The following is a 20,522-nucleotide window of genomic DNA, read 5'->3' as shown; positions in this document are numbered from 1 at the left end:
GCGGATCAGCGCGAAGCAAGGCGGTCGACGGCGGCGGCATAGCCTCGATGGCCATGCTCGAGCGTGCGTGCCACCCGTCCGGTGGTGGTCACGCTGACGCCGGTGCGCTCGTGGATCTCGCGGTACGGCACGCCCTGCTGCAGCAGCGGCACCACCTTCCAACGGTCGGCCATGGCTTCCAGCTCGGCCGGCGTACACAGGTCACGCAGGAACGCGACCACCTGTTCCGGCTCGCGCAGGGCGGCAAAGGCCTGGGCCAGGGCGTCCAGATCGGCTTGCGGGTCTTTGGCGGCGATGTCGGGGCGGGCTTTCACGGGCAGGACTCTTGCATCAATGTAATAGCGCGTTAGTACATTAACGCATTCTTGCGCGCTGCGTCAAATCGTGGGCTTTGGGGGTACGGCAGGGCTGCGCCCTGCACCCGCAGAAGCCGAAGCAACGTCAAATGCTGGTTTCCTGAGGATTTGCGGGGCGGGTCCGGTTGAGGGGGACGCTGCAAGTACGTCCATGTAAGCTCGGTCGCCGCATCCATGCGGCTCACGTCCCCTCAACCGGACCCACCCCGCCTTCGACAGTTGGCCGCGATCTGGTGGATCTCGCCGGGAAAGTGATCGAGAACGGCTTTTGTAGAGTCGAGCCATGCTCGACTGCTCTTCGTATAGGCACGCGAAACGCCCACCAATGGTGGGCGTTCTGCTTTCAAATAAAGAGCCTGGCCCGGCTCAGGGCAGGCAGCGAACCTCTGCCTGCAGCGCGCCGCGCCGCAGGCATTCGCCGAACAGGCTGCCCTGCCGGCTGGGATGGGACTGCAGGTTCTGCAGCTCCCCTGCCCGACCCGCACACGCACGCTCGGCCAGGGCCTGCAGATCCCGCTCCAGCTGCGCCCGGTCGATCACATGGCAGCGATCAACCACCAGCTGGTACTGCGCCGGGCCGATCCGGGTGCTGCGCAGCGCCGGATCGCTCTGGCAGCCCGCCAGCAGGAGCAGCATCAGCGCCCCTGCGGCGGCGGGCTTCACGCCATGACCCGCGACTGCTCCAGCTCCACCTGCAGGGTGCTGGCCAGTTCGTCGCGCGAGATCTCGAACTGCTGCTCGCGCAGCAGGTCCTTCACCGCCACCACGCCGCGCGCCAGTTCGTCTTCGCCCGCCAGCACCACGAAACGGATACCTGCCTTGGCCGCGTACTGGAACTGCTTGCCGATCTTCTTCGGCTCCATCTGCACTTCGGTGTTGATGCCACCGGCGCGCAGGCGACGGGCAATGTCCAGCGACTGCGGCATGCCCTGCTCGTCCATCAGCGCCACCAGCGCCTGCACGCTGCTGGCCTCGATGCCCTCGATCAGGCCGGCTTCGCGCAGCTGCCAGAACAGGCGCGACAGGCCGATGGAAATGCCAACGCCCGGCAGCTTTGACTTGCTGTAGTGGCTGGCCAGGTCTTCATAACGGCCACCGGAACAGATCGAACCGATCTGCGGGTGGTCGGTCAACGTGGTCTCGTACACCGTGCCGGTGTAGTAATCCAGGCCACGGGCGATGGAGAAGTTCAGGCAATACGCACTTTCCGGAACGCCCAGTGCCTGCACCAGCTGCAGCACTTCGCGCAGCTCGGCCACGCCGGCACGCAGGATCTCCGACGAACCGGCGCCGGCTTCCAGTGCCGCCAGCTGCGCCAGCGCATCGGCATGACCCTGCGAACGCACGGCGACGAAGGCCAGGATCTTCTCGACCTGTTCGGCCGGAATACCGAAGCCCTCGCCCACCAGCGTCTCGCGCACGTAGTCGGGGCCACGCTTGTCCAGCTTGTCCACTTCGCGCAGCACCGCCAGCTGGCGCTCGCCTTCGGCCACGCCCAGGCTCTCGAAGAAGCCGCGCAGCAGCTTGCGGTTGTTCAGCTGGATGCTGAAGTCACCGATGCGCAGTTCGGCAAACACCGCGTGGATGACCGCCAGAACTTCGGCGTCGTAGCGCACGCTCAGGCTGTCCTTGCCGATCACGTCGATGTCGCACTGGTAGAACTCGCGGAAGCGGCCGCGCTGCGCACGCTCGCCGCGGTACACGCGCTGCATCTGGTAGCGACGGAACGGGAAGGTCAGCTCGTGTTCGTGCTCGGCCACGTACCGCGCCAGCGGCACGGTCAGGTCGAAGCGCAGCGCCATTTCCGGCAGCGAGCGGTCGCCGGATTCGGCGGCGTTGGCCAGCGCGCCGGTGGACTGCACGAAATACACCTGGCGCTCGGTCTCGCCGCCGGACTTGGTCAGCAGCACATCGGACAGCTCGAACACCGGCGTCTCCACCGGCAGGAACCCGAAGCGCTCGTAGTTGCGGCGGATGACGTCCAGCATGCGCTGGAACGCAATCTGCTCGCGCGGCAGCAGTTCAAGGGTGCCGGGCGGGGTACGGGGCTTGATCACGGGCGGAACTCCTGCGGGAACGGGGACGTGGGAGGGGGCGACATTCTAGCGCCCCGCATCGCGTGGCCGTGGAATACGGGGTCCAACGGCCGCTTGAAGTATCATAAAGCCCTCCCCCGCCCGCGATACGCCCACGCAACATGTCCCGGCCTTCCGGCGCTCCGCCCGCCACCAACGACCCCGCCGCGCCGTCCTGCGCCACGCTGGACTGCCTGCACTGCTCGGTACGCCACCTGGCGGTGTGCTCTGCGCTGTCGCCCGATGAGGTGCAGGCGCTGGAACAGGTGACCGTGTCGCAGCAGGTGACGATGGGCAGCACCCTCGCCCGCAGCGGCGAAGAGCGCCAGCATGTCTATACATTGACCGGCGGTGCACTGCGGCTGGTACGCACGCTTGCCGACGGCCGCCGCCAGATCAATGGCTTCGTGCTGCCAGGCGATTACCTGGGCCTGAGCGGCAGCGACCACCATCGCTACGACATCGAGGCCATCGCCGACAGCCGCGTGTGCCGCGTCGCCCTGCCGCAGATGAAGGGCCTGCGTGCCCGTTATCCGCACCTTGAGCGCAAGCTGCTACAACGCGCCTGCCAGGAGCTGGATGCCGCGCAGGATGCCGCGCTGGCATTGGCGCGCCTGCAACCGGCGGAAAAACTCGCTGATTTCCTGCTGCGCCTGGCCGCGCGCGAGGCCAAGCTGGGCGGCGATGGCCTGCGCGTTTCGCTGCCGATGGGCCGCGGCGACATTGCCGACCATCTGGGCCTGACCATGGAGACGGTCAGCCGCACCTTCACCAAGCTGCGCCAGCAGGGCCTGATCGCCCTGCCCCATCTGAACGTCGTTGAGATCCTCGACGAGGATGGCCTGCGCAGTCTGGCCGGTGAAGTGCTGGGCTGAGTGCCCGATCGGTATCGGGTTGCCGGCCAGCGGCCGGCACTACCCGTGATGCGTGCTTCTGGTAGTGCCGGCAGCTGGCCAGCAACCACGCAGACGCCTCCGTCAACGCAACAACACCCCGCGCAACGCTGCGTAATCGGCCGCCAGCGGCTCGGCATGCGCTGGACGCTGCAGCAGCGCGTCCAGTGCCGGCGGCACCGCCACCGCTTCGCCGATCAACGGTTCAACCACCGCCTCGAACTTGGCCGGGTGCGCGGTAGCGACCACTGCCCAATCGCCCTTGGCGCCGCCCGCGCGCAGGTCCTGCAGCACCTTCACCGCCGTGGCCGTGTGCGGGCAGAACAGCTCGCCATTACTGGCATGGGCACTGGCGATGGTCGCGCGGATGGTCACGTCATCCACTGCGAAGGCGCGGAACGCTGCACGCAATTCGGCGTCGTCGCCGTGGTACAGCCAGCGCAGCCGCTCGAAATTGCTGGGCGCGCCGACGTCCATGGCGTTGGCCACGGTCGCAATGCTGGACGCGGGCTGGTACGGGTCGCCACCGAAGTAGCGTGGCAGCACCGCATTGGCATTGGTCGCCAGCACGATCTGCCCGATCGGCACGCCCAGCGCGCGTGCCAGCACCGCCGCCATCGCGTTGCCGAGATTTCCGGTCGGCACCACCAGGTTCAAGCGCCGCTGATGCTGCGCGTGATGGCTCAGTGCCGCGTGCGCGTAGTAGCTCATCTGCGGCAGCAGCCGGCCCAGGCTGATGCTGTTGGCTGAACTCAGCGGTACCTGTGCCTGCAGATCACGATCGGCCAGTGCCTGCTTCACCATCGCCTGGCAATCATCGAACGAACCGGCTACCCGCAGCGCCTGGATGTTGTCGCCGAAGCAACCGAGCTGATGCGCCTGTCGCGGTGACACCCGCCCATCGGGGTACAGCACCACCACGCGTACACCAGGCTGCCGATGGAAGGCCGCCGCCACGGCCGCGCCGGTGTCACCGGAGGTAGCCACCACGATGGTCAGGTCGCGGTCCTGGCCGGTCTGCAGCCGCGACAGCACACCGGCGAGGAAACGCGCACCGATGTCCTTGAACGCCGCCGTCGGTCCATGGAACAGCTCCAACACGTGATCACCACTGTTGCCCAGCGCACGCAATGGCACGGGGAAATCGAAGGCCTCACGGCAGATCGATGGCAAGGCATCGGCCAGCGCATCCCCGTCGAAGAATGGCGCCAGCAGGTCAGCGGCGGTGTCGGCCAGGGTCGCGCCGGCCTGCAGCGTGCGCGGCGCCGGCAGCGCCTGCGGAACGTACAGCCCACCATCAGGCGCGAGCCCAGCGGCGATGGCCGCACTGAGTCCAACAGCCGGCGACTGGCCACGGGTCGAAACGAATTGCATGGGATCGATATCCGGTAGGAAGGGAGAATTCAGCACAAGTGGGCTCCGGGTGCATCGAGTGGCGAGATCCAGGCATCGCTCTCGAAACCGGCAGCGGCGAAGGCCGCACGCACCGGTTCCGCTGCCGCGCGCGCCTGGTCGGCATCTTCAAACCAGGCGAATACGCTGGGCCCGGCGCCGGAAATGCCTGCGCCCATCGCGCCTGCAGCCAGTGCGGCGTCACGCGCCGCGTCGAAGCCGACGATCAGGCCCGCCCGCCGCGGCTCGACCAGCACGTCGCGCAGGCCGGCGCGCACCAGCGATGCATCACTGCGATGGCAGCCACTCAATACCAGCGCCAGGTTGGCGCTCTGCGCAACGAATTCGCCCAACGCATAGCTGCCCTGCAGCGCCTGCCGCGCGCGCCGGGTTTCAAGTACCGCATGTGGATGCACCAGCAGGCTGTGCCAGCTGGCCGGCACCGGAATCGGCACCAGGCGATCAGCCGTACACAGCGCCACGCCCCCCAGCAACAGCGGGCCGACGTTGTCGCCATGGCGGCCACCGCTGGCCACGGCTTCGCCATCCAGTGCAAACGGATACAGCGCTTCGCGCGACAGTGGCACGTCCAACAGCGCATTGGCCGCCACCAGCGCGGCAACGCAGGAGGCGGCCGATCCGCCCATGCCGGAGCCGAAGGGAATGCCCTTGTCGATCTCGATGGCAAAACCGAAGTGCAGGCCCAGTGCCGCCCGCAGCGCGATCAGCGCCGCGCCGGCGGTGTTGCCGGCCGGATCCAGCGGCAGCTCGACCGCACTGCCGCGGATGGCGTCGATGCGTACCAAAGGTTCGTCGATGCGGCGCACGCTCACCGTATCGCCGATACCGGCGATGGCGTGGCCCAGGATGTCGAAGCCCACGGCCACGTTGGCCACCGATGCGGGCGCGAAGGCGCGTGCGATCACAGCCGCGCTCCTTCGCCGGCCGCCACCCGCAGCAGATCGGCGAACACGCCGGCAGCGGTCACTTCCGGACCCGCGCCCGGGCCCTGCACCACCAGCGGGTTGTCGCAGTAGCGGCGGGTACGGAACTGCACCACGTTGTCGGTCAGCCGCAGGTTGGCGAACGCGTGGTCGGCCGGCAGCTCCTGCAGGCCGACCGAGGCACCATCCGGGCCCAGCCGCGCGACATAGCGCAGCACTGCACCGCGCTCGCGGGCGTCGTGCAGCCGTGCCAGCAGCGCGTCATCGGATGCGCCCAGACGGGCCATGAAGTCGTCCACGCTTCCCTCGCGCAGCAACGCCGGCACCAGGCTCTCGACCTGCACCTGCTCCAGGCTGAGTGCGTGTCCGGCCTCGCGGGCCAGGATCACCAGCTTGCGCGCGACGTCCACACCGGACAGGTCATCGCGCGGATCCGGCTCGGTGTAGCCCATCGAGCGTGCCTGCGCGACCAGTTCCGAGAACGTCTGGCTGCCGTCGAAGCGATTGAACAACCAGGCCAGCGTGCCGGAGAAAATGCCTTCGATCGCCAACACTTCGTCGCCGGTATCCACCAGGTCACGCAGCGTGGTGATCACCGGCAGGCCGGCACCCACCGTGGCCTCATAGCGGAAGCGCGCGCCACTGGCGGCCGCCGCCGCACGGATGCGCTGGTAGCGCGCAAGCGGCCCGGCGCCGGCCTGTTTGTTCGGGGTCACCACATGGATGCCTGCGGCCAGCCAGCCTTCATAGCGCTCGGCGACCTCGGCGCTGCCACTGCAGTCGATCACCACCGCATGCGGCAGATGTGCGGCCAGCAGGTGCTCGGTGAACTGATCCAGGTCGCTGCTCTGTCCAGCGTCCTGCAGCGCCTGGCGCCAGTCTTCATGCAGCCCATCGGCCTCCAGGCGCATGCGCGAGCGTGACGCAAGCGCGCGCAGGCGCAGATCGACGTTGGCCTTGGCCAGCAGCTGCTGGCGTGCTGCCAGCAACTGGTCCAACAGCGCGGCGCCGACATTGCCCGGACCGATCACACCCACCGCGAACGTCTGCGGCGACAGCCAGAATCCCGCATGCGCGGCACGCAGCGCGCGGGTGGCATCGGCGCTTGCCACCGCCACCGAGATGTTGCGCTCGGACGATCCCTGCGCGATCGCCAGGATGTTCACCTGTGCCCGGCCCAGCGATTCGAACAGCCGCGCGGCTACGCCCGGCTGGCCCGCCATGCCATCGCCGACTGCGGCCAGTACGCTGACGCCCTCGCTGACCTGCACGCGCTGTACCTGGCCAGCTGCGAGTTCGTGCGAGAACGCCTGCACCACGGCATCGCGACCACGCGCCGCTTCGCCAGCACGGACAACGCAGCAGATCGAATGTTCGGAGGACCCCTGCGAGATCATCACCACCGAGACCTGCGCCTGGCGCAGCGCGGCGAACACGCGTTCGGCGGTACCCGGCACGCCGATCAGACCGGTGCCTTCCAGATTGAGCAGGGCCAGATCCGCGCTCAGCGTCAGTCCCTTTACCGGACCACGTGGCGAGCGTTCGGCGCTGATGCGGGTACCCGGATGACCGGGATGGAACGTATTGCGGATGAAGATCGGCAGGCCCAGCCGGATTGCCGGCGACATGGTCTGCGGATGCACCACCTTGGCCCCGAAGTAGGCCAGCTCGCAGGCCTCGTCGTAGCTCAGCGCGTGCAGCTGCACAGCCTCCGGCACCAGCCGCGGGTCGGCCGACAGCACGCCGTCGACGTCGGTCCAGATATGCAGTTCATCGGCATTGAACAGCGCGGCGAAGATCGCACCGGAATAGTCGCTGCCGTTGCGGCCCAGCGTGGTGACGCGATCCTGGCGGTCGCGGGCGACGAACCCGGTAGCCACCACGCGCAGCTGCGGGTGCTGCAGCCGCCACGCGGCAAGACGGCCGGCACTGGCATCCCAGTCGACATCCACGCCCAGTTCGCCATGGCCGACCACCAGCACATCGCGTGCATCCAGCACCGCGCAGTCCTCACCCAGCGCGCGCAGATGGGTGCCAAGCAACTGTGCGGAGAACACTTCGCCCAGGCCCTGCACGCGGTCGAGCACTTCGCGCGGCAGTTCACCGATCACCGCCAGGGCGGCCAGCACCTCGGCCAGCTGATCGAAGCGTGCATCGATCCAGTCCACGGTGTCGCCCACCTGCTCACCCAGCAGCGCTACCGCGGCACCACGATGGCGTGCGCGCAGTGCATGCCAGGCTTCCTGCCAGCCGGCATCGCCTTGGGCTGCCAGGTGCGCCAGTTCGATCAGCGCGTCGGTAACACCCTTCATGGCCGAGACCACGCTGACCTGCAACGACTCGGGGCGGGCCAGCAGCAGACCGGCAACATGGCGATAGCGCTCAGCGTCGGCCACCGAAGTGCCGCCGAACTTGTGCACGACAGTGGACGGCGCAGCCAGAGCGGACGCAGCAGGCGAATGGGCGGGGGCGATGGAAGACATGCAGACCTCGGTTGGAGGCCCCGTCGCATGCAGGTGGTCGAGTTTCCCCGTCACCTGGATGGTGCGGGGCCGTTGTTTTCGGGAGTTACACGAAGACGACGGGCCGCACCAGGGCAGTGGTGACGGTGGTGGTGGTAATGGTGGTGGTGATGGCGACCGGCGCAGTCGAACGGCCCGCGGTAGCGGGGGCGATCAGACGGGCGTTGGCGGCATCAAGGACCATGACGTACAGAAAACACCGGCACGATGGCCCCTGTCAAGTGTTGCGGCGCAATATTCCTTTGCGGCGATCATCGGCCAACGTGCCGGCATTTGGTTGCAATTGAGACAAACCGGTGATCGTCGGCTTCAATGCGTCGATTCAGCCGACATGTTCGGTGATCGCGCGGGGCGTGCGGTGCGCATGCGCGCACAACAGCACGCCGCCGACCAGCAGCACGATCGCCAGCAGTTCCAGCAGGCTTGGCCAACGTCGCTGCCAGGCGAAGGCATAGAGAAGCGCGAACAGGGTTTCGAACACGATCATCTGCCCGGTCAGGGTCAGCGGCAGCAGGCGACTGGCGCGGTTCCAGAACGCGTTGCCGAGGATCGAAGCGACCACCGCAACGCCCGCGCTGATGGCCCAGAACCCACTCCACTGCGCGGTCGTATGAGTCCCGGCGTGTCCGATGAACGCCATCGGCACCAGCAGCAGTGACAATCCGCCGGTAGTGACGCCGGTCAGCAGCGACCAGTCATGGCTGGAAAGATCAGGCCGTCGTGCCAACCAGCGGCTGTTGCCGATGGAGTACAGCGCCCACGAGAACAACGCACCGAACGCGCACAGCAGGCCGATCAGGCGCTGCCGCCAGGGGGTGCCCAGGTGCTCGGACATCAGCGCTTCCCAGCCCACCATCGCCACCCCGAGCACGCACAGGCCCAGCGCCGGCAGCAGCGGCTTCAATGGCACCGCCCCCTGCTCACGCACGCCCACCAGAGTGACCACTACCGGAATCAGGCCGACAATCAACGAAGCAGCGGCGCCACCGGCCCACTGCACGGCCGTGGCCAACAGCAGGAAGTACACCAGGTTGCCGGCCAGGCTCAGCCACAACAGGCCGATCCATTCGGCGCGGCCGAGCTTCGGTGCCAAGCGCTTCCAGCGCGGCAGCAGCAGGGCCACCGCGATCAGGCCATAGACCAGATAGCGGCCAGCAGAGAGCTGCAATGCATTGAAGGTGTCCAGCACGGCGGGCGCGAGGAAGACCACGCCCCATAGCGCTCCGGCAGCGATGCCATTGACGATGCCCAGAGCAATCGGGTTGTTGCGCATTGCAGGTTCTTGGTGGGAGAGCACAGGCCGCGAAGTGTAGGCGACAGAGAGGCCAGCGTATTGACCGAGGCTACTGGCCGCCCGCCCGCCGCCATGCTGCCGGGGTCTGCCCGCATTCGCGGCGCAGCGCACGGGTCAGTGCACTCTGCTCGGAATACCCAGCGGCCAGTGCGATGTCGCTGATCGAAGCCGGGCTGACCCGCAACTGGTGCTTGGCCCAACGCAGGCGGCTGGCACTGAGCCAGGCCTGCGGGCTGACCCCGAACTCACACCGGAACACCGCATGCAGACGGCTTTCGCTGATGCCGACAAAGGCGGCCATGCGCGCTACCGACCACACCTGTCCGGGCATTGCCTCCACGGCAGCGCACAAACCCTGCAGGCGCGCGCCGCTGCCCGCCGGGGCGAACGTATGCAGAAGGTCCGGCAGCAGCGCCGGCACCGGCTGCCCTGCCTGTACCCGGGCAAGCCGCTGCCGCAATGAGGCAGGTAGATGTAGCCAGCGCTGCCGGCACAGGTGCTCCTGGGTCGCGTCATCGAGCACACCCGGCCCGCAGTCGACAATCACGAAACCGTTGGGGCCGTCGGCCACCTGGTCGTGTGCCTCACCGGCAGCCACGAAGGCCCCCTGCAACAGGTCAAGACGGCCGCCCCTGCCCTCCATCTCGAACTGCAGCTCACCCTGCAGTGGCAACACCCACTGCGCATAGTCGTGGCGATCCAGGCCGGTGGCCTGGCCGTAGTGTCGTAGATGGAAGATCGCGCCCATACAACGAGTGTGCGCGCGCCGCTACCGGCCCGCAACGTTGCCGGGCGCTGGCGACACAGCCTCGCGCTAACCCTCCACGCCAAGGAAGGTGAACGGCGCGCTGGGCACGAAGTGCTGCAGCGCATCCCCGGCAAACGTATTGCGCTGGTCACGGCCGAGATCGAGCTTGAGCACCTTGCCGCCGAAATCGACCTTGGTCAGGTCGACCCAGAAGGTGTTGGGCGTCAGTGCCGACTCGAAGAAATACAGGCGCCGCTTGTGGTCGGCAACCGTGCGCCAGCGGGTGGACGAAATGTTGGGCTCGCCCGGCGTGGTGATGCCGAACGGCACCGACACGTTGCGGATCACGCTGAACACACTGGCCAGCGCCTCCACCGGATCTTCCGCTTTCGGAATCGCGTTGATGTAGAACGACGCACGCGCGAAGCGGTCGGCCGAACGGTTGGTGCCGGGCAGCATCACCGTGCCACCGATCTGCTGCCAGTAGCTGTTCAACGCCAGTTGCTGGTCGAAGATCGGCGAATTGGTCATCACCTGGTAGCGGCGATCGTGATGGATCACCTGGCGTCCGCCGATGTACTCGACGATCGCGCTGTCACCACTGGCATCGGACAGCGACAGATGCAGCGTCGCCTGGCGGTCTTCGCCAGGCACCTTGTCGGTAACGATCGAATACGGCTCGCGCTGCAGGGCGGTCACGGCTTCTTCCACCGTGGCGAAATTGTCCAGCACGTACTGCGCCCACAACGAGATCGACAGGCCGGGCTTGCCGCTGCGCTGAGCCGGGTATTCCGACTCGACCAGCCACAGCAGGTTGGCGACCAGGCCCTTCTCGTTCATGCCATCGGTGGTGGAGATGTCGTAGCCGGTGGCCACCACGCTGCCGTAGCGCGCAGTCCATGCGATCGAGCCCGGCCCGGCCTTGCCGGTGCGCGCGATGCCACGCGGCAACACGTAAAGATTGGTGGCGACATCCACTTTCCAGTCCATCGAGCGGGCGGTGATGACATCGCCGTTGTCGCCCAGATACACCGCGCGCGTGCAGGCCATGGCCGGCATCGACGCCGTCGCCAGTGCCGCCGCCAACAACGCGCTGCCGTTCCACTTCATCCGTGCCATGCCATGCTCCTTTCCCCGGGAAAAGTGATCTGAACCCTGCACCGGTGAGGCAAACGTGAAACCTCAGCGCAGCCAGCGGTCATGCAGCCAGAAACCAGCCGCCATCGCCGGCACGAACCACAGGGCTTCGCGCGCGCCCACCGCCAGCGCGGCCAGCGCGGGCCCCGGGCAATAGCCGACCCAGCCCCAGCCGATGCCGAACACTGCCGCGCCCAGCAGCAACCGCCTATCGACCGCCTGCGCTGCCGGCAGTTGGAAGCGCTCGGCGCAGCATGGGCGTTGCCACCGCCGCAGCCAGAACTGACCCAGTGCACTGACCAGCAGTGCCGACGCCAGTACCCAAGCCAGCGTGGGATCGAAGTCGCCGGCCACATCGAGGAAACCGAGCACGCGACGCGGGTCGGTCATGCCGGCCAGCGCGAGACCGGTGCCGAACAGGCCACCGGCAGCACATGCGGCCCACAGGCTGCGGCTCATGACAGGCCTCCGCCGTGGCGCGCCAGGAACGTGGTGAGCATCGCGCAGGCCATGAACACCAGCACCGCCACCAGCGATCGTCGTGAACCACGGGCGAGGCCACAGACACCGTGGCCGCTGGTGCAGCCATTGCCCAGCCGCGTACCGACGCCTACCAGCACACCGGCAGCGATCAATTGCCAGGGCGGCAGTGCGTCACGCAACAACGCGCGCGGTGGTTGTCCCGCGCCCGCCTGCCAGCTCAGCACCGCCGCCGCAGCCACCATCAATCCGAGCAGGAAGGCCCAGCGCCAGCCACGATCACCACGTGGTGCAGCCACGGCGCCTGCAGTGATGCCGCTGATGCCGGCCACCCGACCGAGCGTGGCCAGCAGCACCACTGCCGACGTACCGATCAGGCCGCCGCCTGCAATTGCCGCCCAGGGCAGGTTCACGTCCTGCCCCTCTGTATCGCGCGCATCGGCTTGCCCTTTAATTTAGATTTCCCTAAATTAGACTTTCCTGAACTATCGGGTCAAGCCGTGCCCAGCATCACCACCGACAGTGCCGCGATGGCCACGCATGCCGCACAGGCAGCCGCTTTGCTGAAATCGCTGGCCCACCCGGCGCGACTGCGTGTGTTGTGTCGTCTGGTGGAAGGCGAAGCACCCGTGCCGGAATTGCAGGCGGTGACCGGCCTGAGCGCATCGGCGCTGTCACAGCATCTGGCCGTGCTGCGCCATCTGGATGTGGTGGCAACGCGACGGCAGGCACAGACACTGCACTATCGGCTGCTGGACGGTCCGGCGCTGGGGGTGCTGCAGGCATTGCACGCGGCGTACTGCACTCCGCAGCGCTAGCGATCAGCCCGCGCTGAGCGCCGGCCGCACGACCTCGGTCAACAGATCCACCGCGGTAAACAGTGCACTGTCACCGTTCACCGTACGGGCGAACCCCGCCCAGTCCCCTGCGGAAAGCTGGCGCAGCAGCGCAGCGTCCACCGGCAACACGCGCATCGCCCAGTACGGAAACTGACGCTGGCCAACCCGGCCGCGCGCGAGCTCGACGATGTCGACATGACTGCCAGCCTGCAGGATGCGCTCATACACCGAATCGATGCCATCAGGTGGACCTTCGATGTACTGCAGGAAGCGCTCGCCGTCATTCAGCAACACGCCGGTCACCCCTGCCACCTTGTTGAAGCGCGCGGCATCTTCGACCAGCGCCTGCAGACGTTCGGCGGAAAGATCCGGCTTGGACTGGCTGACGTAGGCGATGGCACGCAGTGGCATGGAGCTTCCTTTGCAAGAGTGGTGCCACGGTAGCAGTTGCGGACGCGTCCGTCTCAGTACGCTCACGCGTCAGCTGAAGAATTCAGGAAACGGCCGGGCTGCGTCCATCGGCGCGGCGCGGCAGCAGTGCCTCGAACACCACCTGTCCTGCGTCGTTGCGCGCGCTCAGCTGTCCACCATGGGCACGCACGAACTGGTCAACGATGTACAGGCCCAGCCCCAAGCCGTTGCTCTGGTGGAAGCTTGCCTTGAACGGTTCGAACAAACGCGGCAGCAACGCTTCATCGACATGGCCGGCGTTGCTTACGCGCAGCGCGACCACGCGTGCATCGCCGCCATCGACCTGCACCTGCACCACTGCATCAGCGCCATGGGTGAGTGCGTTGCCGACCAGGTTGGCGATGATCTGCCCCAAACGATCCATGTCGCCCTGCAAGGTCGAATCACCGCGCACATCCAGTGCGATGCGATCAGCCCGATGACCGGCACCGGCCTCCACCAGCACCGCACGCGTCACCTCGGCCAGGTCGCAGGTACCGGTCTGCAGGCGCAGGCCACCACTGCGGATCCGCGAGAAGTCCAGCAACTGCTCGACCATGCGCGCCATCCGCAGCGTGCTGGCTTCCAGATAGCTCAGTGTCTGCTGCGCGCCGGCATTGTCGGCCGGCAGCTCCAGCGACAGCTTGTCGGCGCACAGCAGGATCGCCGACAGCGGCGTGCGCAGGTCGTGGGTCAGCACCGCGGCCATGGTCTCGTTGAGCTTCAACGCGCGCTCCAGCGCCTCGTTGCGTGCCTTCAGCAGCTGTCGCTGCTGGTAGAGCTCGATGAACACATTGACCTTGCTGAGGATCACCTGCGGCGCCACCGGCTTGTGCAGGAAATCCACCGCGCCGGTCCCGTAGCCCTTGAAGACCCTGTGCGGATCGTCCGGCGAGGCGGTCAGGAAGATGATCGGCACGTCGCGGCTGCGCTGCGAGCCGCGCATCAGCTCGGCCAGCATGAAACCATCGATCTCCGGCATGTGCACGTCCAGCAGCGCCAGCGCCACCTCATGCTCCAGCAGCAGTTCCAGCGCCTGCGCGCCGGAATCGGCCAGCAGCAGGTTGACGCCCTCGCGGCGCAGCAGCGCCTCCATCGCCACCAGGTTCTGCGGCACGTCGTCGACGATCAGCAGGTTGACCGGGGCCTGCGACTGAGCAGGGTCCGGCGGCAGCAGGTTCATGCAAACAACTCCTTCAGGCGGCGACACATCAGTTCAAGGGGCAGCACGGCGTCGGCGCCGGCATGCTGCAGGGCGGAGGCCGGCATCATCGATGCTTCGGCCTCCTCGGGGCATTGCAGCCAGGCCTGGCCACCAGCGGTGCGCACCGCGGCCACGCCATCACTGCCATCGCTGCTGGCACCGGTCAGCAGGATCGCCAGCACACGCGTGCCGAACACGGCTGCGGCGGATTCGAACAGCGGATCGATGGCCGGCCGCGAGAACAGCACCGGATCGTCCATCGACAGTGCGATGGCCTGCGTGTCTTCCACCAACAGGTGGTAATCCGGCGGCGCGAACGTCACCGTTCCCGCCTGCAGCGGCTGCTTGTCCTCCGCTTCGCGCACGGTCAGCGCGCAGTACGGTGCCAGCACATCGGCGATGCGGCTGGAACGGTCGCGCGGCAGGTGCAGCACCACCAGTACCGGCACCGGCAGGGAGGCCGGCAACGCGCCAAGCACGATCTGCAGGGCGGCCACGCCACCGGCCGATGCGCCGACCACTACTACTTCAGGGCGGGACATCGCCACCATCAGGCCACCTTCCGGTACAGGCGGTGCTCCCGCGAACAGGCTTCGAACGCATCGTGATGGCGACCGAACTGCAGCGACTCCTTGCTGCCGAGGCCGAGGAAGCCGCGATGCACCAGTGCTTCGCGGAACAATCCCACCGCCCGATCCTGCAGGTCGCGGTTGAAATAGATCAGCACATTGCGGCAGGACACCAGGTGCACTTCCGAAAACACCGTGTCGGTGGCCAGGCTGTGGTCGGCGAACACCACGTTGCGGCGCAACTGGCGGTCGAAGACCGCGCCGTCGTAGGCGGTGGTGTAATAGTCCGACAGTGAACCGGTGCCGCCAGCGGCAAGGTAGTTCCGGCTGAACTGGGCCAGGCGGTCGATGCCGTAGGCGCCAGCCTCGGCCGTGGCCAGTGCAGCGGGGTTGATGTCGGTGGCGTAGACGATGCTGCGCTCGAGCAGGCCTTCCTCGTGCAGCAGGATCGCCAGCGACCACACTTCCTCGCCGGTACTGCAGCCGGCCACCCACAGCTTCACCGAGGGGTAGGTACGCAGCACCGGCACCACCTGTTCGCGCATCTGCCGGAAATACTCCGGGTCACGGAACATCTCCGAGACCTGCACGGTGAAGAACTGCATGGCCTGGGCGAACAGCTCCGGCTCGTGCAGAAGCCGATGCTGCAGATCCGACAGGCGCTCGCACTCATAGCGCTGCATGGCCTGGCTGACGCGACGGCGCAGCGAGGACACCGCATAGCTGCGGAAGTCGTAGTGGTAGCGCTGGTACAGCGCTTCCAGCAGGACCTTCAGCTCCAGGTCGAACAGCGCCTGCTCGTTCATTGCCGCGAGCACCAGACCCGGCACAGCGATACCAGCTTGTCCACGTCGATGGGCTTGGCGATGTAGTCGTTGGCACCGGCCTGCAGGCAGCGCTCACGGTCGTCGGGCATGGCCTTGGCGGTCAGCGCGATGATCGGCAGGTCCTGCAGGTGGCGCTGCGCGCGGATCTCGCGCATCGCCTGCAGGCCATCCTTCTCCGGCATCATGATGTCCATCAGCACCAGGTCCACCTCACGCTGGGCCAGCCGATCAACGGCCTCCTGGCCGTTGCGGGCGATCTCCAGCGTCACCCCCAGCGGCTCCAGCACGCTGGACAGCGCGAAGATGTTGCGCACATCGTCCTCGGCCAGCAGCACGGTGCGTCCGTCGAGCACGGTGTCGCGGCGGCGCGCTTCGCGCAGCAGGCGCTGCTGGTCGCTGGGCAGGTTGGCCTCCACGCTGTGCAGGAACAGCGTCACCTCGTCGAGCAGGCGCTCGGGCGAACGCGCGCCCTTGATGATGATGCTCTTGGAGTAGCGGCGCAGGCGCTGCTCTTCCTCGCGGCTGAGGGCACGGCCGGTGTAGACGATGACCGGCGGGAAGCCGACATCATCGTTGCCCGCCATGTGCTCAAGCAGGTCGTAGCCACTGCCGTCGGGCAGCGACAGGTCCATCACCATGCAGTCGAATGTGACCGTGCTCAGCTGTTCCACCGCTGCGGCAAGCGTGCCGACAGCGGCGATCTGCAGCTGATCGCGGCCCAGCAGCAGTTCCAGGTTGCGACGCAGGTCGTTGTCGTCCTCCACGATCAGCAGGCGCCGTACGTCGCGCTGGCTGGTCTGTTCAAGCTGCTCGATGGCTGCCACCAACCGCTCGCGCGTGGTCGGCTTGATCGCGAAACCAATCGCGCCCAGCTCGCGTGCCACCTGGCTGCGGTCCATGCCGGAGACCACGTGCACCGGAATGTGCCGGGTGTCGGGGTTGCGCTTGAGCCGTTCGAGCACGGTCAGGCCGGAGACGTCGGGCAGGCCGATGTCCAGCAGGATGCCGTTGGGGCGCAGGTCCGCCGCCAGCGCCAACGCCTCTTCGGCGGTGGTGGCCACCACGCAGTCGAAATCGAGTTCGTGCGCCAGCGTCACCAGCGCTTCGGCGAAGACCGCATCATCTTCCACGGCCAGGATCAACCGCCCTGCGTGGTGGCGCCGGCCACGGTCATCGGCCACCGCGGCGACCGGAGTGGCGCTGGAGCGCTGGGCAACAGGCGTAGGGGCCGTCGGCGCGACGGGTGCCTTTTGTTCGGGCGCGGCGACTGCGGTGTCTCCGCCGGCCTCGGCCATCGGCGCGCCCTGCAGAGGCAGTTCGAGAATGAAGCAGCTGCCGCGGCCCGGCTCGCTGTCCACCTGGATATCGCCGCCCATGCGTACCGCGAGGTCACGCGAGATCGACAGACCCAGGCCGGTGCCACCGTAACGGCGGCGGGTGCTGCCATCGGCCTGGCGGAAGGCCTCGAAGATCAGCTGCAACTGATCGCGTGCGATGCCGATGCCGCTGTCGGAGACCTCGAATCGGATCCGGCCATTGCCGCCGCTGCGAACGTGCAGGCTGACCTTGCCGTGCTCGGTGAACTTGACCGCATTGGCCAGCAGATTCTTCAGGATCTGCTGCAGGCGCTGGTTGTCGGCCACCAGTTGGCTGGGGGCCAGGCCATCGGCCTCGACCTGCAGCGTCAGGCCCTTCTGCCGCGCCATCGGCTCGAAGGTCTCACGCAGCCGCTGCAGCACGCTGTCGACCACCACCACTTCATCGGCCAGTTCGACGTGCCCTGCTTCGATGCGTGACAGATCGAGGATGTCGTTGATCAGCGCCAGCAGGTCGTTGTTGGACGACAGGATGGCGCGGGCGTACTTGACCTGCTCGTCGCTGAGCGCGCCGTCCTTGTTGTCGGCCAGCAGCTTGGCCAGGATCAGCGAACTGTTCAGCGGCGTGCGCAGTTCGTGCGACATGTTGGCCAGGAATTCGGACTTGTAGCGTGAGGTGGCAGCCAGTTCGTTGCTGTTGCGCACCAGCTGGCCCTGCGCGACCAGCAGCGCCTGCTTCTGCGCCTCCAGCTCGTGGGTGCGCTCTTCCAGCTGCACATTGCTCTGCTCAAGCTCGGCCTGCTGCTGTTCCAGATGGCTCTGCGACTGCATCAGGCTGCGGCTCTGCTCTTCCAGCTCTTCGTTGGCAACACGCAGTTCTTCCTGCTGCGCCTGCAGTTCTTCGCCTTGGCGCTGCGACTCCTCCAGCAGCACCATCAGCTGCCCGCGCAGCATCGAGGTGCGCAGTGCCATGCCGATCGTTTCGGCGCAGCGCTCCAACAGTTCGTCATCCAGTGCACGCTGATCACCCACAACCGAGCGACCGAGCTCGATCACACCGACCACGGCGCCGTCACTGCTGACCGGGGCGAGGATGCGCTCGCGCACAGGCACACGTCCCAGGCTCGTCTGCAGCTCCAGCGTGGTCGCGTCGCCACCCTGCAGGTGCCGCGCCAGCTGGTCGCGGGCCACCTGCCCTGCCACCCCTTCCTGCAGGCCCAACGTCGCCGGGATGCCGGTCGGCAAGGCCAGTCCACCGGTCAGCTGCAGCCGGCCTCCATCCAGTCGATAGAGCGCTCCAACGTCCGCACGCAGGTGGGTTGCCAGTGCCGTCACCGCCGCCTCGGCGATCTGCTCCGGTGCCAGCTCGCCGCGCAGACCAAGCGCCACTGCATTCTCAGCTTCCTGCAGCCACAGCGCGCGCATGGCCTCGCGTCGCGCCTGGATCGCACGCGATGCGATCAGCGCGATCATCAGGAAAGCGGCGCCACCGATGGTCCGGTTGACGAACGAGAAGGACGAATTGGTACTGGCCGGCGCCACGTTGTAGCCCACCGCCAGCAGCACGCAGGCGCTGACGGCCACCACGAACGGTACCCGGGCGCTGCGCTGGAACACGGTGACGCCGATGGCCATGAAATAGGCCAGCCACACCGCGTAGCCCAGCGGCACCACCAGTTCCAGCGCGGCCGTAGCCGCCACCAGCACCGCCGAGGTCATCCAGATCCAGCGGTCACGCGTAGTCGCACCAGGACGCATGCAGGTCGGTTCCACATTGGAAAAGGGGGGTGATGTTACTCCGTGTCGCATTCAGCCGCATACGACCAATGGCACGGGCGTTGCGTGCACACCTTCTTCACACTGCACTGCCTACGTTCTCGTGCCTCACACAGGTAATACGCATTTCATCGTGGTCGCTGCCGCTTCGACGCCGTCCGTGTTGACGGACCCTTCCCGACAGCTGCGATTGCTGATCGACAGCGTGCGCGATCATGCGCTGTACCTGCTCGATCCCGACGGCATCGTCTGCAGCTGGAATCCCGGTGCCGAGCGCATCAAGGGCTACCGGTCGGAAGAAGTCATCGGTACCCACTTCGGGCGCTTCTACCTGCCGGCCGAGCGCGATGCCGGCGAGCCGCAGCGGCTGCTGCGACTGGCGGCGGAAAGCGGGCACCAGGCGGCCGAAGGTTGGCGGGTGCGCCGTGACGGGTCGCCGTTCCGCGCCAGCGTGGTCATCGAGTCGGTGGTCGAGAACGGCGAGCTGGTGGGCTTCGTCAAGATCACCCGCGACATCACCGAGCAGTGGCAGGCGCAACGGCTCCTGCGCGACGCGCAGCGGGCGCTGCGCCAGACCCAGCAGTTCGAGACGGTCGGCCAGCTCAGCCGCGGCCTTGCCCACGAGTTCAACAACCTGCTGACCACCATCGTCAATGCGCTGGACCTGCTGTCGGCACGCATGGGTGATGATGAGCGTGCCAATGCCCTGCTCACCACCGCGCAGGCGGCCAGCGATCGGGGTGCCCTGTTGACCCGGCAGCTGCTGGCCTTCAGTACCGGGCAGACCCTGATCCGCGAAACGCTGGACATCAATGCGCGTATCCACGACTGGCTGCCCGCCCTGCAGGCCACCTGCCCTGCCGGCGTCACCCTGGAAACCGCGCTGGCGGCCGGCCTGCCTGCGATACTCAGTGACACCGTGCAGCTGCAGACAGCGCTCGCCAATCTGGTCGGCAACGCTGCGGACGCCACGGTGGGGGGCGGTCGGGTACTGATCGCCACCGCGCTGGAACACCGCATGGACCCCGACGCCGAAACATCCCGGCAACGGACCTATGTGACGTTGAGCGTCTGCGATGAGGGCCATGGCATGGCCCCGGACATCGCCGAGCGCGCGACCGAACCTTTCTTCACCACCAAGGACATCGGCAAGGGCAGCGGTCTGGGCCTGAGCCAGGTGTTCGGATTCACCACCCAGAGCGGCGGTTTCGTTGATGTGTCCACCACGCCCGGTGTCGGCACCACGGTCAGCCTGCTGCTCCCTGCTACCGAGGACCCCGCACATGACCGATGATCCGATCCGCGTATTGATGGTGGAGGACCAGACCGATCTGCGCGAGATGATCGGGCTGGCCCTGCGCGACTTCGGCATCGACGTGGCGACCACGGCGGATGCGCAGGAAGCGGTCGCCCTGCTGCAGGGCGGCGCGCGTTTCGATGTGGTGTTCAGTGACATCAGCATGCCCAACGGCATGTCGGGCATCGAGCTGAGCGAGCATGTGGCGCGGGACCAGCCGCAGGCGCGGATGATTCTTTCCTCCGGCTACGCGCGCTCGCAGTTGCCGCCGCTGCCCGAGCAGGTGGAATTCCTGCCCAAGCCTTACCGGTTGCGGCAGCTGGTGGAGCTGCTCAAGCAGGAGTGAGGCGTTGCTGTTTTGCCAGGCATGGCCTGGCACTACTGGGTAGCGACGTTGCTGTTT

21 protein-coding genes are annotated in these 20,522 nt (G+C 67.1%); 4 read left to right on the top strand and 17 right to left on the bottom strand.

The features are described from left to right. Window positions 1-5 precede the first annotated feature (5 nt). The 3 genes from HFK18_RS15405 to hisS form a co-directional block, all read right to left on the bottom strand. On the bottom strand, window positions 6-314 hold the full coding sequence (locus HFK18_RS15405) for a YerC/YecD family TrpR-related protein (protein WP_025874839.1): 309 nt from the start codon (window positions 312-314) through the stop codon (window positions 6-8). 408 nt (window positions 315-722) lie between these two features. Beyond that, window positions 723-992 (bottom strand): hypothetical protein, encoded by a 270-nt coding sequence (locus tag HFK18_RS15400; protein ID WP_180166923.1) that lies wholly within the window; start codon window positions 990-992, stop codon window positions 723-725. A gap of 23 nt (window positions 993-1,015) precedes the next feature. Next, complete coding sequence (hisS, locus tag HFK18_RS15395) at window positions 1,016-2,413, bottom strand: histidine--tRNA ligase (RefSeq protein WP_100552400.1); 1,398 nt, start codon at window positions 2,411-2,413, stop codon at window positions 1,016-1,018. 140 nt (window positions 2,414-2,553) lie between these two features. Here hisS and HFK18_RS15390 point away from each other — a divergent pair, with 140 nt between their 5' ends. Further along, window positions 2,554-3,306, top strand: a complete 753-nt coding sequence (locus HFK18_RS15390; RefSeq protein WP_099818299.1) for a helix-turn-helix domain-containing protein — start codon at window positions 2,554-2,556, stop codon at window positions 3,304-3,306. Between the two features lie 102 nt (window positions 3,307-3,408). Here the strand turns inward: HFK18_RS15390 and thrC are convergent, their stop codons facing one another. The 9 genes from thrC to HFK18_RS15345 all read right to left on the bottom strand — a co-directional run bounded on the left by thrC (window position 3,409) and on the right by HFK18_RS15345 (window position 12,254). Then, window positions 3,409-4,698 carry a threonine synthase gene (gene thrC / locus HFK18_RS15385; RefSeq protein WP_180166922.1) on the bottom strand — a complete coding sequence of 430 codons (1,290 nt, stop codon included), beginning with the start codon at window positions 4,696-4,698 and terminating at the stop codon, window positions 3,409-3,411. A 29-nt stretch (window positions 4,699-4,727) separates the two neighbouring features. After that, window positions 4,728-5,642 (bottom strand): homoserine kinase, encoded by a 915-nt coding sequence (locus HFK18_RS15380; RefSeq protein ID WP_180166921.1) that lies wholly within the window; start codon window positions 5,640-5,642, stop codon window positions 4,728-4,730. Then, the gene (gene thrA, locus HFK18_RS15375) at window positions 5,639-8,143 is read right to left on the bottom strand and encodes a bifunctional aspartate kinase/homoserine dehydrogenase I (RefSeq protein WP_180166920.1); all 2,505 of its coding nucleotides are present in this window, start codon (window positions 8,141-8,143) and stop codon (window positions 5,639-5,641) included. The genes HFK18_RS15380 and thrA overlap by 4 nt, the downstream gene beginning before the upstream one ends. Window positions 8,144-8,228: 85 nt before the next feature. Next, window positions 8,229-8,366 carry a hypothetical protein gene (locus HFK18_RS15370; protein WP_164745120.1) on the bottom strand — a complete coding sequence of 46 codons (138 nt, stop codon included), beginning with the start codon at window positions 8,364-8,366 and terminating at the stop codon, window positions 8,229-8,231. Window positions 8,367-8,504: 138 nt separating this feature from the next. Further along, window positions 8,505-9,455 (bottom strand): DMT family transporter, encoded by a 951-nt coding sequence (locus tag HFK18_RS15365; RefSeq protein WP_180166919.1) that lies wholly within the window; start codon window positions 9,453-9,455, stop codon window positions 8,505-8,507. Window positions 9,456-9,525: 70 nt separating this feature from the next. Beyond that, window positions 9,526-10,224 (bottom strand): AraC family transcriptional regulator, encoded by a 699-nt coding sequence (locus HFK18_RS15360; protein WP_180166918.1) that lies wholly within the window; start codon window positions 10,222-10,224, stop codon window positions 9,526-9,528. A 66-nt stretch (window positions 10,225-10,290) separates the two neighbouring features. After that, window positions 10,291-11,343 (bottom strand): linear amide C-N hydrolase, encoded by a 1,053-nt coding sequence (locus tag HFK18_RS15355; RefSeq protein ID WP_180166917.1) that lies wholly within the window; start codon window positions 11,341-11,343, stop codon window positions 10,291-10,293. Between the two features lie 63 nt (window positions 11,344-11,406). Continuing rightward, on the bottom strand, window positions 11,407-11,820 hold the full coding sequence (locus tag HFK18_RS15350; RefSeq protein WP_180166916.1) for a DUF6691 family protein: 414 nt from the start codon (window positions 11,818-11,820) through the stop codon (window positions 11,407-11,409). After that, window positions 11,817-12,254: a YeeE/YedE thiosulfate transporter family protein gene (locus HFK18_RS15345; protein ID WP_180166915.1), complete on the bottom strand. Its 438-nt coding sequence runs from the start codon at window positions 12,252-12,254 to the stop codon at window positions 11,817-11,819. Before HFK18_RS15345 ends, HFK18_RS15350 begins: the two co-directional genes overlap by 4 nt. A 117-nt stretch (window positions 12,255-12,371) precedes the next feature. On the opposite strand from HFK18_RS15345, the gene HFK18_RS15340 reads away from it, so the two are divergent. Further along, window positions 12,372-12,659 carry a metalloregulator ArsR/SmtB family transcription factor gene (locus HFK18_RS15340; RefSeq protein ID WP_180167441.1) on the top strand — a complete coding sequence of 96 codons (288 nt, stop codon included), beginning with the start codon at window positions 12,372-12,374 and terminating at the stop codon, window positions 12,657-12,659. 3 nt (window positions 12,660-12,662) lie between these two features. On the opposite strand, the gene HFK18_RS15335 is transcribed toward HFK18_RS15340, so the two are convergent. The 5 genes from HFK18_RS15335 to HFK18_RS15315 all read right to left on the bottom strand — a co-directional run bounded on the left by HFK18_RS15335 (window position 12,663) and on the right by HFK18_RS15315 (window position 18,804). Continuing rightward, a complete protein-coding gene (locus HFK18_RS15335) occupies window positions 12,663-13,091 on the bottom strand; it encodes a BLUF domain-containing protein (RefSeq protein ID WP_180166914.1) in 429 nt (142 codons plus the stop codon). An 82-nt stretch (window positions 13,092-13,173) separates the two neighbouring features. Then, window positions 13,174-14,313 carry a hybrid sensor histidine kinase/response regulator gene (locus HFK18_RS15330; RefSeq protein WP_180166913.1) on the bottom strand — a complete coding sequence of 380 codons (1,140 nt, stop codon included), beginning with the start codon at window positions 14,311-14,313 and terminating at the stop codon, window positions 13,174-13,176. Continuing rightward, window positions 14,310-14,885: a chemotaxis protein CheB gene (locus tag HFK18_RS15325; protein ID WP_180166912.1), complete on the bottom strand. Its 576-nt coding sequence runs from the start codon at window positions 14,883-14,885 to the stop codon at window positions 14,310-14,312. Before HFK18_RS15325 ends, HFK18_RS15330 begins: the two co-directional genes overlap by 4 nt. Next, complete coding sequence (locus HFK18_RS15320; RefSeq protein ID WP_100465185.1) at window positions 14,885-15,709, bottom strand: CheR family methyltransferase; 825 nt, start codon at window positions 15,707-15,709, stop codon at window positions 14,885-14,887. Before HFK18_RS15320 ends, HFK18_RS15325 begins: the two co-directional genes overlap by 1 nt. After that, window positions 15,706-18,804, bottom strand: coding sequence for a response regulator (locus HFK18_RS15315; RefSeq protein ID WP_180166911.1), 3,099 nt, complete (start codon window positions 18,802-18,804; stop codon window positions 15,706-15,708). Before HFK18_RS15315 ends, HFK18_RS15320 begins: the two co-directional genes overlap by 4 nt. A gap of 178 nt (window positions 18,805-18,982) precedes the next feature. Between HFK18_RS15315 and HFK18_RS15310 the strand changes: the two genes are divergently transcribed. Further along, on the top strand, window positions 18,983-20,116 hold the full coding sequence (locus tag HFK18_RS15310; RefSeq protein ID WP_100465734.1) for a PAS domain-containing sensor histidine kinase: 1,134 nt from the start codon (window positions 18,983-18,985) through the stop codon (window positions 20,114-20,116). Continuing rightward, window positions 20,106-20,465: a response regulator gene (locus HFK18_RS15305; protein ID WP_089240789.1), complete on the top strand. Its 360-nt coding sequence runs from the start codon at window positions 20,106-20,108 to the stop codon at window positions 20,463-20,465. The genes HFK18_RS15310 and HFK18_RS15305 overlap by 11 nt, the downstream gene beginning before the upstream one ends. Window positions 20,466-20,522 lie beyond the last annotated feature (57 nt).

It is taken from the genome of Stenotrophomonas sp. SbOxS2, assembly GCF_013416715.1.
Classification (GTDB): Bacteria; Pseudomonadota; Gammaproteobacteria; order Xanthomonadales; family Xanthomonadaceae; genus Stenotrophomonas; species Stenotrophomonas lactitubi.
The sequence above is the reverse complement of the archived record's forward strand: the minus strand, read 5'-3'. Positions and strand labels throughout refer to the sequence as shown.

Bases quoted from the DNA above. Each gene is read 5' to 3' on its own strand.
- HFK18_RS15390 (WP_099818299.1), top strand. From the start codon at position 2,554: ATGTCCCGGCCTTCCGGCGCTCCGCCCGCCACCAACGACCCCGCCGCG.
- thrA (WP_180166920.1), bottom strand. From the start codon at position 8,143: ATGTCTTCCATCGCCCCCGCCCATTCGCCTGCTGCGTCCGCTCTGGCT.
- HFK18_RS15365 (WP_180166919.1), bottom strand. From the start codon at position 9,455: ATGCGCAACAACCCGATTGCTCTGGGCATCGTCAATGGCATCGCTGCC.
- HFK18_RS15370 (WP_164745120.1), bottom strand. From the start codon at position 8,366: ATGGTCCTTGATGCCGCCAACGCCCGTCTGATCGCCCCCGCTACCGCG.
- HFK18_RS15335 (WP_180166914.1), bottom strand. From the start codon at position 13,091: ATGCCACTGCGTGCCATCGCCTACGTCAGCCAGTCCAAGCCGGATCTT.
- HFK18_RS15355 (WP_180166917.1), bottom strand. From the start codon at position 11,343: ATGGCACGGATGAAGTGGAACGGCAGCGCGTTGTTGGCGGCGGCACTG.
- HFK18_RS15320 (WP_100465185.1), bottom strand. From the start codon at position 15,709: ATGAACGAGCAGGCGCTGTTCGACCTGGAGCTGAAGGTCCTGCTGGAA.
- thrC (WP_180166922.1), bottom strand. From the start codon at position 4,698: ATGCAATTCGTTTCGACCCGTGGCCAGTCGCCGGCTGTTGGACTCAGT.
- HFK18_RS15360 (WP_180166918.1), bottom strand. From the start codon at position 10,224: ATGGGCGCGATCTTCCATCTACGACACTACGGCCAGGCCACCGGCCTG.
- HFK18_RS15325 (WP_180166912.1), bottom strand. From the start codon at position 14,885: ATGGTGGCGATGTCCCGCCCTGAAGTAGTAGTGGTCGGCGCATCGGCC.
- HFK18_RS15400 (WP_180166923.1), bottom strand. From the start codon at position 992: ATGCTGCTCCTGCTGGCGGGCTGCCAGAGCGATCCGGCGCTGCGCAGC.
- HFK18_RS15305 (WP_089240789.1), top strand. From the start codon at position 20,106: ATGACCGATGATCCGATCCGCGTATTGATGGTGGAGGACCAGACCGAT.
- HFK18_RS15315 (WP_180166911.1), bottom strand. From the start codon at position 18,804: ATGCGTCCTGGTGCGACTACGCGTGACCGCTGGATCTGGATGACCTCG.
- HFK18_RS15330 (WP_180166913.1), bottom strand. From the start codon at position 14,313: ATGAACCTGCTGCCGCCGGACCCTGCTCAGTCGCAGGCCCCGGTCAAC.
- HFK18_RS15350 (WP_180166916.1), bottom strand. From the start codon at position 11,820: ATGAGCCGCAGCCTGTGGGCCGCATGTGCTGCCGGTGGCCTGTTCGGC.
- HFK18_RS15340 (WP_180167441.1), top strand. From the start codon at position 12,372: ATGGCCACGCATGCCGCACAGGCAGCCGCTTTGCTGAAATCGCTGGCC.